12 protein-coding genes and 1 pseudogene are annotated in these 14,253 nt (G+C 41.5%); 6 read left to right on the top strand and 7 right to left on the bottom strand.

Annotation, left to right across the window (positions count from 1 at the left end; all coding sequences use genetic code 11):
- Positions 1 to 8 precede the first annotated feature (8 nt).
- From acs to H6H03_RS04390, 3 genes and pseudogenes are all read left to right on the top strand, one after another.
- Entirely contained in the window at positions 9 to 1,982 is a 1,974-nt protein-coding gene (acs, locus tag H6H03_RS04400; RefSeq protein WP_190953930.1) for an acetate--CoA ligase, read from the top strand.
- A gap of 87 nt (positions 1,983 to 2,069) precedes the next feature.
- Positions 2,070 to 2,738 (top strand): tetratricopeptide repeat protein, encoded by a 669-nt coding sequence (locus tag H6H03_RS04395; protein WP_190953929.1) that lies wholly within the window; start codon positions 2,070 to 2,072, stop codon positions 2,736 to 2,738.
- Between the two features lie 319 nt (positions 2,739 to 3,057).
- Positions 3,058 to 3,837 (top strand): annotated as a pseudogene (locus H6H03_RS04390) (Uma2 family endonuclease).
- On the opposite strand, the gene H6H03_RS04385 reads toward H6H03_RS04390, so the two are convergent.
- From H6H03_RS04385 to H6H03_RS04355, 7 genes are all read right to left on the bottom strand, one after another.
- Positions 3,834 to 4,415, bottom strand: a complete 582-nt coding sequence (locus H6H03_RS04385) for a Uma2 family endonuclease (protein WP_190953928.1) — start codon at positions 4,413 to 4,415, stop codon at positions 3,834 to 3,836. The pseudogene H6H03_RS04390 and the gene H6H03_RS04385 overlap by 4 nt on opposite strands.
- A 48-nt stretch (positions 4,416 to 4,463) precedes the next feature.
- The gene (locus H6H03_RS04380) at positions 4,464 to 6,059 is read right to left on the bottom strand and encodes a DHA2 family efflux MFS transporter permease subunit (protein ID WP_190953927.1); all 1,596 of its coding nucleotides are present in this window, start codon (positions 6,057 to 6,059) and stop codon (positions 4,464 to 4,466) included.
- 87 nt (positions 6,060 to 6,146) lie between these two features.
- Positions 6,147 to 7,397 (bottom strand): MFS transporter, encoded by a 1,251-nt coding sequence (locus tag H6H03_RS04375; protein ID WP_190953926.1) that lies wholly within the window; start codon positions 7,395 to 7,397, stop codon positions 6,147 to 6,149.
- Positions 7,398 to 7,525: 128 nt separating this feature from the next.
- Positions 7,526 to 8,983, bottom strand: a complete 1,458-nt coding sequence (locus H6H03_RS04370; RefSeq protein WP_190953925.1) for an HlyD family secretion protein — start codon at positions 8,981 to 8,983, stop codon at positions 7,526 to 7,528.
- A gap of 176 nt (positions 8,984 to 9,159) precedes the next feature.
- Complete coding sequence (locus tag H6H03_RS04365; protein WP_190953924.1) at positions 9,160 to 9,627, bottom strand: MarR family winged helix-turn-helix transcriptional regulator; 468 nt, start codon at positions 9,625 to 9,627, stop codon at positions 9,160 to 9,162.
- Positions 9,628 to 9,667: 40 nt separating this feature from the next.
- Complete coding sequence (locus H6H03_RS04360; RefSeq protein WP_190953923.1) at positions 9,668 to 9,811, bottom strand: hypothetical protein; 144 nt, start codon at positions 9,809 to 9,811, stop codon at positions 9,668 to 9,670.
- 15 nt (positions 9,812 to 9,826) lie between these two features.
- The gene (locus tag H6H03_RS04355; RefSeq protein WP_190953922.1) at positions 9,827 to 11,488 is read right to left on the bottom strand and encodes an ArnT family glycosyltransferase; all 1,662 of its coding nucleotides are present in this window, start codon (positions 11,486 to 11,488) and stop codon (positions 9,827 to 9,829) included.
- Between the two features lie 445 nt (positions 11,489 to 11,933).
- Here H6H03_RS04355 and H6H03_RS04350 point away from each other — a divergent pair, with 445 nt between their 5' ends.
- The 3 genes from H6H03_RS04350 to H6H03_RS04340 all read left to right on the top strand — a co-directional run bounded on the left by H6H03_RS04350 (position 11,934) and on the right by H6H03_RS04340 (position 14,217).
- Positions 11,934 to 12,587, top strand: coding sequence for a class I SAM-dependent methyltransferase (locus tag H6H03_RS04350; RefSeq protein WP_190953921.1), 654 nt, complete (start codon positions 11,934 to 11,936; stop codon positions 12,585 to 12,587).
- Positions 12,588 to 12,771: 184 nt separating this feature from the next.
- Positions 12,772 to 13,281 carry a hypothetical protein gene (locus tag H6H03_RS04345; RefSeq protein WP_190953920.1) on the top strand — a complete coding sequence of 170 codons (510 nt, stop codon included), beginning with the start codon at positions 12,772 to 12,774 and terminating at the stop codon, positions 13,279 to 13,281.
- Between the two features lie 48 nt (positions 13,282 to 13,329).
- Positions 13,330 to 14,217 carry a hypothetical protein gene (locus tag H6H03_RS04340; RefSeq protein WP_190953919.1) on the top strand — a complete coding sequence of 296 codons (888 nt, stop codon included), beginning with the start codon at positions 13,330 to 13,332 and terminating at the stop codon, positions 14,215 to 14,217.
- Positions 14,218 to 14,253: the final 36 nt, after the last annotated feature.

Here is a 14,253-nt window from a genome sequence, read left to right as displayed (position 1 = left end):
TATAAACTATGTCTCAACCAACCATAGAATCGATCCTACAAGAGAATCGCCTTTTCCATCCTAGTTCGGAATTCTCACAAAACGCCCATATCAAAAGCTTAGAAGACTATCAGCGCCTCTACGACAAAGCTAAAGCCGATCCGCAGCAATTTTGGGCAGATTTGGCGACTACAGAATTAGCTTGGTTCCAAAAATGGGATACAGTACTAGATTGGCAACCGCCTTTTGCTAAGTGGTTCGTTGGCGGTAAGATGAATATTTCTTACAACTGCCTTGACAGACACCTCACTACTTGGCGCAAAAATAAAGCTGCATTGATTTGGGAAGGAGAACCAGGAGACTCGCGTACCCTCACCTACGCCCAACTACATCGGGAAGTCTGCCAGTTTGCCAATGTGTTGAAGCAACTAGGCATACAAAAAGGCGATCGCGTTGGTATTTATATGCCGATGATTCCCGAAGCTGCCATTGCCATGTTAGCCTGTGCGAGAATTGGCGCACCTCACAGTGTGGTATTTGGTGGTTTTAGTGCCGAAGCTTTGCGCGATCGCTTAATTGATGCCAAAGCCAAGTTGGTAATTACAGCAGATGGTGGTTGGCGCAAAGATGCGATCGTTCCCCTGAAGGAACAGGTAGATAAAGCCTTAGCTGATGGCGCTGTTCCCAGTGTAGAAAATGTCCTGGTTGTCAAGCGCACTGGACAAGAAACTTATATGCAGTTGGGGGAACGCGACCATTGGTGGCACGATCTACAAAAAGATGCATCCGCTGATTGTCCCGCCGAACCAATGGACAGCGAAGATATGCTGTTTGTCCTCTACACTTCCGGCAGTACAGGCAAACCAAAGGGTGTGGTGCATACAACTGCTGGCTATAATTTGTATACCCACATGACCACCAAGTGGATCTTTGACCTGCAAGACACAGATGTATATTGGTGTACCGCAGATGTGGGTTGGATTACTGGACACAGCTACATTGTCTATGGGCCGCTTTCTAACGGTGCAACCACGGTGATGTATGAAGGTGCGCCCCGTGCTTCTAATCCTGGGTGTTTCTGGGATGTAATTGAAAAATACGGCGTCAATATTTTTTATACTGCACCTACGGCAATTCGGGCATTTATAAAGATGGGTGAACAACATCCCAACGCGCGAAACTTGTCTTCCTTACGATTGCTGGGAACCGTCGGCGAACCTATTAACCCAGAAGCTTGGATGTGGTATCACAAAGTAATTGGTGGCGATCGCTGTCCAATTGTCGATACTTGGTGGCAAACTGAAACTGGCGGTATCATGATTACCCCGCTACCAGGGGCAATTCCCACGAAACCAGGTTCCGCAACTCTTCCCTTCCCTGGAATTATCGCAGATGTCGTGGATTTGGAAGGAAACACCGTACCCAACAACGAAGGCGGTTATCTAGCAGTCCGCCATCCCTGGCCGGGAATGATGCGGACAGTCTACGGCGATCCGGAACGCTTCCGCCGCACCTATTGGGAACACATCCCCCCCAAAGATGGTAACTATACTTATTTTGCGGGTGATGGCGCTAGATGCGATGAAGATGGTTATTTTTGGGTAATGGGTCGGGTCGATGACGTACTCAATGTATCAGGCCACCGACTCGGTACAATGGAAGTAGAATCAGCCTTAGTTTCCCATCCAGCAGTTGCAGAAGCAGCGGTAGTGGGTAAGCCAGATGAACTCAAAGGTGAAGAAGTAGTTGCTTTTGTGACATTAGAAGGCACTTATCAAGGCAGTGAAGAATTGAGTAAAGAACTCAAGCAACACGTCGTCAAAGAAATCGGTGCCATCGCCCGTCCCGGAGAAATTCGCTTTACCGACGCTTTACCGAAAACGCGATCTGGTAAGATCATGCGGCGATTATTGCGAAATTTGGCTGCTGGGCAAGAAGTATCTGGAGATACTTCAACCTTAGAAGATAGAAGCGTGTTGGATAAACTGCGGGAAGGGGCGTAGCAATTTTAGATAAATCGTGGGGCGTTACACCGTAACGCACCCGCAATTTATCATAAGTATTAGAACACTATTGAGGCATTCAGGGCGATGAAACTGAACAGCAAACTGAAATCAGCATTTGTTCAACCTTTTAGCTGCATAGCACTGAGTACGATCGCTGCCATTGGTCTATCACCATCGGTGTTAGCAGTTTCTTTACATTCGCCTCAACAGTATACTCAAAGACAAGTAGAGAAACTAGCGCAATTTTCAGACCAAGGGCCATCAGAGCGATCGCAGATTCTCCAACAAGCCAATGCTTTGTACAATCAAGGAGACATGAAAGGTGCAGAGGAAAATTTACGCAAATTAATTAAACAATTCCCTAAAGATGCCTTTGGACACTTTCAACTGGGAAACGTACTTTTTCGGCAAAAGAAATCAGAGGAAGCAATTAGCGCCTACAGAGAAGCCATTCGCCTCCAGTCAAAATATGCTCTAGCTTACAATGCGATCGGTATGGTCTATGCTAGCGAAAACCGCTGGCAAGAAGCTATTACTGAATATCAGAAAGCCTTAGAAATTAATCCTAATTATGCCGAAGCAATGACTAATTTTGCTTTAGCAATGTGGCAAACAAACAAACAAGATGAGGCAATATCTTATTTAGAAAAAGCTTTAAATATCTTCAAAGAACAGAATAGAAAAGAAAAAGTTAATCAAGTTCAAAAAATCTTGGAAGAAATCAAAAAAACAGACGATCCTAGTATTTCTTGAAAATCAAATTTATCACGCAATACAGTTCAGTTAGCGCCAAAAACCTTTCAGGACTTGTGCAAAAACTCTCTCTTGCTCTTATTCCTTCGTGTTCTTTGCGCCCTTTGCGGTTCGTTATTTCTTAATTTTGGCTAAGTCCTGTCCTTAACTGAACCGTATTGATTTATCACGAGAGAAAAGTTAACAAGATTTACTTTCGGGATGCTTTGCCAAAAATGCGATCTCTGAAGAAGATTATTCAGAGGTTGCTGCTTACTCTTGCATCTGTAAAAAATAGCAATCTACAATAATAGTTCAGATCAACACTTGGTTAAAGCCTATGACTTCTTTATCGGCATTAACTTTACCTGGCCATATCCAGTTACCAGATTCAGATGGTACATTCGTGTTCGCGAAGCGTGCCGGAGGCAAAAATCTTTAGGAGCATCCACAAAGTATTTTAATTACAGATTCAATTAAACCTGTTCTAGAACAACGCCATCCTGATGGACAATATTGTATTGGACAAGATTCTGGTATTTACTGGCGATTAACAGATCCTCCTGAAAAGGGTGCCGAGGCACCAGATTGGTTTTATGTACCGAATGTACCGCCTACTCTCGATGGTAAAATGCGACGTTCTTATGTGCTGTGGAAGGAGTACGTTGCACCTTTAATTGTCTTGGAATTTGTCTCTGGAGATGGTTCAGAAGAACGAGATAAAACGCCGCCATCACAAGCAGAAGGTGGAAATGTTGGCAAATTTTGGGTTTATGAACAGGCAATTCGAGTGCCTTATTATGGAATTTATGAAGTAGCAAAAGCCCAGGTTGAGGTATATCACCTCATCGATTTTACCTATCAACTGATGAAACCCAATGAAAGAGGACATTACCCGATCGCTCCTTTAGGGGTAGAGTTGGGAATTTGGCAGGGTTTGTATCAGAATGCAGAGTTACCTTGGTTGCGGTGGTGGGATGCACAAGGAAATTTACTCTTAACAGGTGAAGAACGTGCTGAAGTTGAGCGACAAAAGCGGCTATTAATTACAGAGAAATTGCGTAATCTTTCTGTGGAACAACTCAATGCTTTAGGAATTGACCCAGAAATGTTGGATTAAAAATTATTATCGTCTGCTAATGATACATCTTCATATATTGCTGCGATCGCACAACGAAAATCAACGCTAGCTAAATGTACTTCTTCTCCTTTTTCATAAGGGTAAAGTACCCAATGTCCTTCTTCATTACGACGGAAGCATTCGACACTCATTCGGTCTGGGGAAATTAGCACATATTCTTGTAATGATTCTAAGTGTCTGTAACTAGCAAATTTTTTACCTCTGTCATAGCCTTCTGTTGATTCAGAAAGCACTTCCACCACTAAGCAAGGATAGCACTTAAAATATTCAAATTCTCTATCTCGTGTATCGCAAGTAACTATCACATCAGGATAGAAATAGCGATTTATGACATCAATTCGGGCTTTCATATCTAACATGTAGACACGGCAACCACTACCCCTGAGATGGTTTCGTAGCAACATAGATACATTCATGCTAACTGTAACATGACCATCGCTCGCCCCTGCCATAGCATAGACTTGCCCATCAATATACTCGTGTTTTATTTCACTTACTTTCTCGCCTTCTAAATATTCTTCTGGGGAGATATAGTACTCATTTTGGCTAATGACCATGTTAGTACCTGAGTAGTTTTATCAAATATTTTAACTCATCCAATAACTTTAATGAGCGACAGCACTACCGCTTGCTTTAACTTTTTTAAAGAATAAAATAGCAATTCCACTCAGTAACAACGCAATGCCAATAAAGTAGAAACAATCGTTAAAAGCCATGACAAATGCTTCCCGACGGACAATATTTGATATAGATGCGATCGCCTGATTTTGTGCTGTACTTAAATCTGCTCCTCGGCTGATAAAATATTGTGTCATTTGGTCGATTCGCTGTTGAGTTGTTGGGTCGTATAAAGATACTGCATCACCCAATCTATTCGAGTGAAATTGTTCTCTATTCGTTAATAAAGTTGCTAAAGAAGCAATACCAATAGAACCGCCCATATTCCGCATCATATTAAATAAACCACTAGCTGAACCTGCTTCTTTTGGACTTAAACCACCAGTGGCAATAGAACTCAGCGGTACCATAATTAAAGGTTGTCCCATTGCACGCACAAATTGTGACCAGCGTAATTGATCTAATCCTGTTTCATTAGTCATTCCAGAATTCATAAATGCGCTCACGGCAAATAAAGTCACCCCAACAGCCACCATGAAGCGCACATCAAAACGTTGCATCAATTTGGGTATAAAAGGAATAATAAATAATTGTGGAATCCCAGCCCACATCAATACTTCACCAATTTGTAGGGCATTATATTTTTGAATTTGGGCAAGATATAACGGTAAAATATAAATCGAGCCATACAATCCTACTCCCAAAGATACATTCACAATACTGGCTAAACCAAAGTTACGCCTAAACAACAGCCGCAAATTAATAAATGGTTGTTTACGAGTTAATTCTATAAAGAAAAATATTGCTAAAAAAATTACTGCAATTACAGTTAAGCGCACAATTAACGCCGAACCAAACCAATCTTTGCGGCTACCTTCTTCTAAAACAACTTGCAGGGAACCTAATCCGATGGCCATTGCAATAATTCCCCACCAGTCACCTTGTTTTAATAAACTAATTTGGGATGCTTCTTGCTTAATTCCATACCAAACACCAGCTAGCATTAATGCCCCTGGAATTATATTGATATAAAAGTTGTATTCCCAACCAAAATTTTCAGTTAACCAACCTCCTAATGTCGGGCCAATTGATGGAGCGAAAACTGCACTAAAACCAAACGCTGCTAATCCTATTGATTGTTTAGACGGCGGTAAGGTCGTTAAAACAATTGTCATAGCGGTGGGAATTAATACTCCTCCACTAAAACCTTGTAAGGCGCGGAACATAATCATAGAATTCAAATTCCACGCCCAAGCACAGCATATAGAAAATAAAATAAATAGTGCAGTATTTACTAACAGATAACGTCGCAGAGAAAAGACCCTTGATAACCATCCTGTTAGAGGGATGACTACAATTTCTGCAACGAGATAGGCGGTAGAAATCCAAGAACCTTCTTCTAAAGTTGCCCCTAAACTTGCTTGAATATCTTGTAGAGAAGCATTAGTTATTTGAATATCTAATACCGCCATGAATGCACCAAGCATACTTGCCAATACACCAATCCAAGTTCTTAGCGGTACACGATCTGGTGGGAGAGCAGGATTTTGCCCTGGCTGACGAATTACACCTGTATTAGCCATAGCGTTGTTTCAACTCAAGGTTAAGTAGTAAAAAGATTTTGCAATTGCATTTTATACATTTATGCGCGTTATCGATCCTAAGTTTTATTACTTATTAAAGATGCCTTTTTGCTCATAAATGGGTCGCATTATTTGTCTTAAAGCGGGCAACTGTCTGCTAAAAATTATAGAAAAGACAATACAAGCTATACCATCAAACAGTAAAGTGTTAGTAGCACCAATATGATTTGCTAATACACCTCCTAATAAATTACCTATAGGAATCATTCCCAAAAATGACATTGTGTATAAGCTCATCAATCTTCCGCGTTTATCTTCTTCAACAATTGTTTGTAAAAATGTATTGCTAGCAGCAATTTGCAGAATTGTTCCTAAACCAACAAATAACATACTAAACAAAGAAAGTGGCAAAAATCGGGATAAGGAAAAGCTAACCAGACCAATTCCTAAAATTGCCGGAGCTAAAGCTATGAATTTACCTATTCCCAAAATTGTTTGGCGTGTAGCGAGATAAATACCACCAGATAAGGCTCCAACTCCAGACGCGGCCATCAAAAATCCTAAAGTTTCTGCGCCACCTTTGAGAACTTTTTCTGCAATAATTGGTACTAAAATAGTATTTTGTAGTCCAAGAAGGCTAACTAAAGCTGATAGCAATAGAACTGCTCGAATCGGCGGAAAGCTAAAGGCATATACAAATCCCTCTTTGACTTTTTGCAAGGGATTACCATCTGTTACTGAATTTTTCCAAGGTTTAACTTTCATCGCCAATAAAGCAGCGATGACGGCAATATAGCTCAAACCATCTATTAAAAAACAATAGGCAACGCCAACGCCAGCAATTAGTAAACCCCCGATGGCCGGCCCAATTAATCGCGCACCGTTAACCATTGTAGAGTTAATGGCGATCGCATTGGCTAAATCTTCCCGACTTTCAACCAATTCAGGCACAAATGCTTGCCGTGCTGGTGCATCTAAGGCGTTAATAAATCCTTGAAACAAACTCAAAGCAATAATTTGCCATACCTGAATCACACCAGTCAACGCCAGTGCTGCTAATGTTAATGACTGGATCATCGCCAAGATTTGCGTGCCAATTAAGGTACGATACCGCGAAAAGCGATCTACAAATACTCCGCCAAAGGGAGCTAAAAAAAAGCTCGGAATTTGACTAGAAAACCCGACAACTCCTAACATTAAAGCAGAGTGAGTCAAGTCATAAACTAGCCAAATCGTAGCGAGTTGCGTCATCCATGTCCCAATCAGGGAAATACCTTGTCCGGCAAAAAACAGCTGGTAGTTTTTTGACCTTAATGCAGGGAGCAGCGGTTTTTTCATGTCAGTTTTTTTTATACCAATCTGCTTTCATAGATATCATCTGACCTCATCTTTATACGCCTCTCCATAGATGTAGGAGAAGTCATAGTTAGAAAGAGGTTTTTCATCTATTTACAGACAATTTGGTATTACTTAACTTCCACTGCAACTTCCGCAGACATCCCAGGAGTAATCCGCGATTCGTATCCTTGAATACTCTTTTGGTCAAAAACTATTTTGACCGGGATGCGCTGTACAATTTTGGTAAAGTTACCTGTAGCATTATCTGGTGGCAATAAGGCAAATTGAGCGCCGGAAGCTGGCGAAATACTGTCAACACGACCAACAAAACTATGATGAGGAAAGGCATCCAGTTTAATTTCTACTAATTCTCCCGGCCGCATGTTTTCTAATTGGGTTTCTTTGAAGTTTGCAACTACCCAATTCTGATTATCTACGATCGCCATTAACGGTGTTCCCGCTGCAACTCGGTTACCAACTTCCACGTTTTTCCTGCCTATTCGTCCGGCACTAGGAGCGGTAATATTAACGTAGGATAGTTGCAATTGAGCATCTTTAAGAGATGCTTCTGATTGAGCGATCGCTGCTTTTGCTGCTTCGTATTGACTGCGTTTTGCTGTTGTATCTTGTCCCCCGGCTGTGGCTTGTTGCAATCCTCCCTTGGATGCAGCCAGTTTCGCTTGGGCGCTGATTACATTTTCTTGGGCTTGTGCTAGCTGAGATTGGGCTTTGGCGACACCAACTTTGGCTGAGGCTAATCTGGCTTGGGCTTGTTCTACTCCTTGAACAGCAGCATTTTTCTGCGCTACAGCTACATCATACGCTGCTTTGGCTGTGTCTAATTGCTGACGAGCGATCGCACCCGATCTATACAATTCGTTGTAACGATTGTAATCTGCTTGGGCTTTTTCTAAGTTGGCATTTGCTTGGGCTACCTGAGCTTGGGCTGCGGGAATGCCGGCTTGGGCTAATTTCACCTCTGCTTGCGCCGCAGGTATCCCCGCTTGCGCTTCTTGGACTGCTGCTTGGGCAGTAGAAATTGCTGCCACAGCATTGCTGACATCCCCTTGCGCCTGAGTTGTCTTACCAGTGGTGGTTTGTGAAGCTAGGGCGATATTTGCTTGGGCGGCTTGCGCCTGACCACGGGCATTTTCTAAGGCTGCTTGCGCTTGTTGTACCTTACTTTCATAGTCCCGCGGATCTAACTTCACTAACAACTGTCCCGGTTGCACCAGTTGATTATCATCCACCAACACTTGAGTGACGGTTCCGGGAATGCGGCTACTAACTTGGTGAATGTTTCCTACAACGGTGGCGTTATCTGTTTCCTGGTGGGTAGAGGAATATTGCCAGTAGTTATAACCAAAAGCACCTGCGGCGATCGCACCTACACCCAATCCTGCCAAAATTAAACCAATCGGTTTTTTACGCTTCGGTGGAACTTCTTTCTCTGTGTTGGGAGTGACAACAGGTGCTTGTGCTGTCTCTGTAGTCACAGCTTCTAAAGTCTCTGAATCTGTAAGCAATTCTGGTTCTAAAACTGGGGTTTTGTTATCCTTGCGTCCGTTTAAAGTATTGGCGGCCATAATTTTCAACTCCTTGCAGAATAATTCGATTCACTCTTGTTTATTTAGAATGCGTAATATTTAGTTACGAGCCTTTGCTCATCTTTTATTTAGTATGCGTAGTATTATCTCAAAATAAAACTTAATGTTGCCTCCCCCGCTTGGGTGATTGTGGGAGAATATTTAACAGAGGTTAGCTAAGAGAGGTTAGCGATCGCCTGATTCAAAATCTGGGAAAAGAATTCTCGATCGGCAACGGAAATACCATCCATTGCTTCATCCCGCACTGCTGCGGCGATTGGAGGTAGGACAATTTGTAGTTCCTTACCTGCATCCGTTAGCCAGATTCGCCAGATGCGGCGATCTTGAGTGTCCCGTTCCCGACGTACCAAGCCGCGTTCCTCCATACGGTCTAATACCCCAGTTAAAGTACCGCCTACTTGTTTGAGTTTGTCCCCAATACTAGAAGTAGGCAAACCATCCTCTTGCCAAAGACAGCACAACACCAACCAGTGAAATGGCGTCAATCCAAAGGGTTCTAGTCTATCAGTAAACCTGCGGCTAAGTAGTTGCGAGAGTAATTTAATTCTGTATCCTAAATTGTATGGTGCCAGATTTTGCTGCCACGACTCTAAAGTTGGGGATTGATTGGATGTAGAAATCATTTGAAAAATTTATTTAGTATACGTAATATTTATATACTATCTAATTTCCAGTATTTTTGCAATAGCTCTTTTTTGGGGACTGGAGAGATGGGGAAGTGTGGGGAGATGGGGGAGTGTGGGGAGCGTGGGGGGAAAGATTTCTTCCCCATCCTCCCACACCTCCCACACCTCCCACACCTCCCACACCTCCCCATGCCCATTAATTAAGTACTTGAATAAACTGATATTCTTTGACAGTACCCAGAATGCGGTGAGGTCTGGATAATTTAGGGGATTGATTTTGATCAGTCCAAGCATAGCTAAAAGCTGGTACTTGAGAAAATGAGACTACTCGTTTGTCGTCAATAGCAATATAGAAATCGAGCAGTACTTGGACTTTATCATCTATTTGCACAAAGTATATCGGATTCGTTTTCAAAATTGAAGCGATCGCACTTTGTTGCAGAAAAATTCTTAAAGCCGGATTATAGTCACTTAACATACCTGTGCTACCCATCGCGGCTAAAGCTAACCAACAGGGAATTAACCAACCTGCAACCCAGTAACCAGTTGTGAGAAACTTTTTACCAAAGTGATAACGACCAATCCACACTACAGGTAAAATTAACCAACCTAATCCCATAGCCAAGCCAATAATTGCATACTTGCGGATATCAGAACTACCCCAAGCAAAAATTACAATACTGGCGATGATAAGTAAAACACCGAACCCGCCAAAGCCATAACTTAGGTTTCGCGGAAGATTCTGCTTGGCAAAAAAGTTTAATATATTTTTTTTACGTTTTTGAACAGTGGATTGAGAGGGAATTCCTAGCTGGTAAATTTCGCCCAGCCAGTTTAAACCCACGGCTGCAAACAAGGCAACGAAGGGATAAAGGCAAAGACTATAGTGAGAGAAACGAGTCGTAAAAATACTAATTTCAGTAAATAAGATAATTGGAAATCCAACTAATAACAATTTGTAGCGAAAGGGGCGACGGATAGCCAAAAATAGTCCTAGAATTCCGAAAAAAGCCCAGGGAAATGCTTTGAGAGGAATATTCCATACATAGAATAAAAAATTCGTGTGATAATTATCATTACCATTACTACTTTGATATATAACAAACTTGTACAACTCTTCAAAACTTTGATTTCCATAATGTAACCAACAAAGCCATAGCCAAACAAAACTAGGAATTAAACCGACGAAAAACCCTAAATATAAAATCGGGTTACTCAGATGACCGTGACGCCTACGATCGCCAATTAAATAAGGCAATAAAGCTATGATTGGTATAAAAATCATAAAGCTTCTCATTAAGAAGCCTAAACCTAAACTTAAACCAGCAATAAAACTCCAAAATTGGCGTTTTCTAGGATTTATTTCTGCTTTTATCAAAGACCAAATAGCTAAAAGTACCAATAAAACTAGAGGTACATCAGGTGTACTTAAACGACAAGATTGCAACCAGAGAAATTCCACACTTAAAATTGCAGCGGCTAGCCAAGCTAATTTTTTACCCAGGATAATTTTGCCAATTTCATATACAATCCATAAGCACAAAATTCCTGTAATCATACTAGGAAGACGCGCACTAATATCATTGATACCAAATAGCTCATAGAAACTGGCAATTAACCAATAAGGGCCAGGAGTTTTATGATGTGCCTTTTCCCAAGGTGCTATCCAATTCCCAGAATCGAACATCAGACGTGCCCGTGAAGCGTAAAGCGCTTCATCATGTGCTATTAGGCTGCTATAACCAGAACTGAATATTAATAAAGGTAGTATCCAAACTAACAAACTGAAATAGGGTGATGCTGCTAAAAGCAGGATTTTTCGCCAGATATACTGTAAGAAATGTAATTTGTAGAACATTGAAATTTATCAAAAATAGATGCTGCAATCTGGATTGATTGATGATATATTTTAAAATTTGCTGTAAGAGTATTAGAATTAATTAAAGTTTAAATACTCAAACTCGATAATTTAATAAAAATCAAATATGTATATAATCATTGATTTTTCAACTATTCTAAACAGCAGTTTCTCATAATATAAACCCCCAAAACCACACTACCTCCTACTAACTCCTAACTCCTGAATTCTTACCACAAACTAGCCCTAAAAGCCAGACATAAAACTTGTTTTACTTCTGAGTTCTGTTAGCGCAGCGGCGCGTAGGCCATTCTGAGTCCTGAATTCTGAATTCTGAATTCTGCCGTATGCTTCTTACTATTATTAAAATATGTTACAGAGTGCTTGTTTAAAAATACCTGAAATTGCCCCAATTTTGGAAAAAAGTTATCTACACGAGAGACTTATGCAGTTAAAACCAAATCAACGCCTAAAATTAGACGACACAGACGATCGCTTATTCTATGCTTATCCTCGCTTCGTCACCCATGTAGATGAAGGATTTATTCAACAGCTAACAGACTTATATCGCGATCGCCTCAAACCCAACACCCGCATCTTTGATATGATGAGCAGCTGGGTCTCCCATCTGCCAGAAGACATTCAATTTTCTCATATAGAGGGACACGGACTCAACGCCGAAGAACTAGCACGCAATCCCCGCTTCGATCGTTACTTTGTGCAAAATATCAACGAAAATCCCCAGCTTCCTTTGCCAAATGAAGATTTTGATGCGGTTCTCAATTGCGTATCTGTGCAATATATCCAATATCCAGAAGCGATATTTTCTGAAATTCACCGCATCCTCAAACCCGGTGGTGTCGCCATTATCAGCTTTTCTAACCGGATGTTCTTCCAAAAGGCAATTCAAGCCTGGCGGGACGCTTCAGAATCACAACGAGTGGAATTAGTCAAGAGTTACTTCGCCGCAGTACCGGGATTTACCACCCCAGAAGTTATCGTTCAGAAATCAACAGTACCGAATTTTTTACAGTGGCTAGGCGCACCCGGAGGAGATCCGTTTTATGCTGTTATTGCCTACCGCAGTTCTAGCAGTTGAAGCAAATTTTAGAACATAAACCGATTGTAAAACCCTGACATCAAAAGACTTTCATTGGCTATTGCCTATTGCCCATTGCCCATTGCCTCTTGAGCAATCATTATCAAAAAGTAAATTTTCTGAGTCAAAATCGCTAGCACCGCAGATAATTGCCTCAAAGCTCAAGTATCAGGAGAATCTAAAAATGGTTTTACACCGTGGGCGTAGAGTTTTGGCTGCGTTACTGCTGTCAGTAATATTACTAACAACGTCCTGTAGTGCAAAAACACCGGGACGTTTTGACCAGGCACAACAAGATAGCACTAAGCAAAAAAGCGGTCAAGCAGTGGCGAAAACTGCAACTCAAGGTAGCGAATTTAACAAATTTTTCCCAGATGCTAGTGATGGTTACCAGCGCGTCTATACCCAAGAGAAAAAAGGTTTTGCTGAAGCGAAGTTGAAAAAAGGCGGTAAAGATATCGCGTTGCTATCTGTTTCTGATACCAGTAGCGTACCAGCAACAGCAGCAAAGTTCTCGAAAAGCACCAAAAAAATTGGGGGTTATCCAGCAGTCGAACTAGGTAACACGCAAACTGCAATTTTAGTAGGTAAATACCAAGTAAAAGTCCTTTCCCGCGATCCGTCATTTACAGCTAGCGATCGCGCAGATTGGATAGAAAAATTTAATCTCAAAGGTCTAGCCAAACTCAATTGAGCCGCATTGCCAACATCAGCATAACAAACGTGAAATAAGGAGATTTTTGTGAGCAAATCGATTGTTCAGTTAGTTGATGAATTACCAACCGGGGGCTTAACTGTTTCGCTGTTAAATTCCCTCGATTTTGTTGCTCCTGGCCAGTGGCAAAATACTGTCGGCTTTGTTAACACTATTAAAACAGTTACTCTTGAAACTGACGAAGATTTAATTCAACAAATTGGCGAACGAGCAATTTATCTATTCAACGATAAATCTCAGGGATATCAAACAGCTTTGTGGCTATATCAAACCGTTGATAATACAGATAAAGCCCTTGGTGCAGCAGCTTTAGCTAACAAAGTTGGTGAGAAAATTCCTTTGTTGGGTTTTTTAAACTCCGTCACTCCTAAAGCTGACAAAGCCCAAACCATCGATTTGACATTAAAATTAGTCGCTGAATTAATTGCTTTCTGCCAAATTAATGGCATTCCTGGAGATAGTATTGGCGACTTTGTTGCCTCTTTGGGAGAATATAGCGGTGAGTCGCTCATCCGTATGGTGGCATTAGTTTGCGTTGATGGTTTGATACCTCTAGGCCCAGACTTCATCAGCAAAGCAATATCTGGATTGAATCAAACAAATCCGCAAGAGTTAGAGCAAAACTCAACTTTCCAAAACATCAAAGATGTGATTCCAGGTAACAATGCTGGCAGTAAACTTAACTTTATCGGCGAAAGTTTTGACTCAGTTAAAGGTTGGATGAGCGGATTAGTTGACGCTAATAATTTAACACCACAAAAAGTTGCCCATCACTTACAAAATTTTGTGGATGTTGCCGATGACAAGTTAGACTACCTAGCCGCGTTCTTAGATGTATCAACTAATTATTACGAACATACAGGTACGCAAACTTTGGCACGTCGCTTAATTGAACGGGCGGTGGCTGAGATTTAAGGTGATGGGGGACTGGGGCCTGTTTTTCTAATACTC

The sequence above is a fragment of the Nostoc paludosum FACHB-159 genome (assembly GCF_014698835.1).
Lineage (GTDB): Bacteria > Cyanobacteriota > Cyanobacteriia > Cyanobacteriales > Nostocaceae > Nostoc > Nostoc paludosum.
Note: the sequence above shows the minus strand (reverse complement) of the source record. Positions and strands in the feature narration are given on the sequence as shown.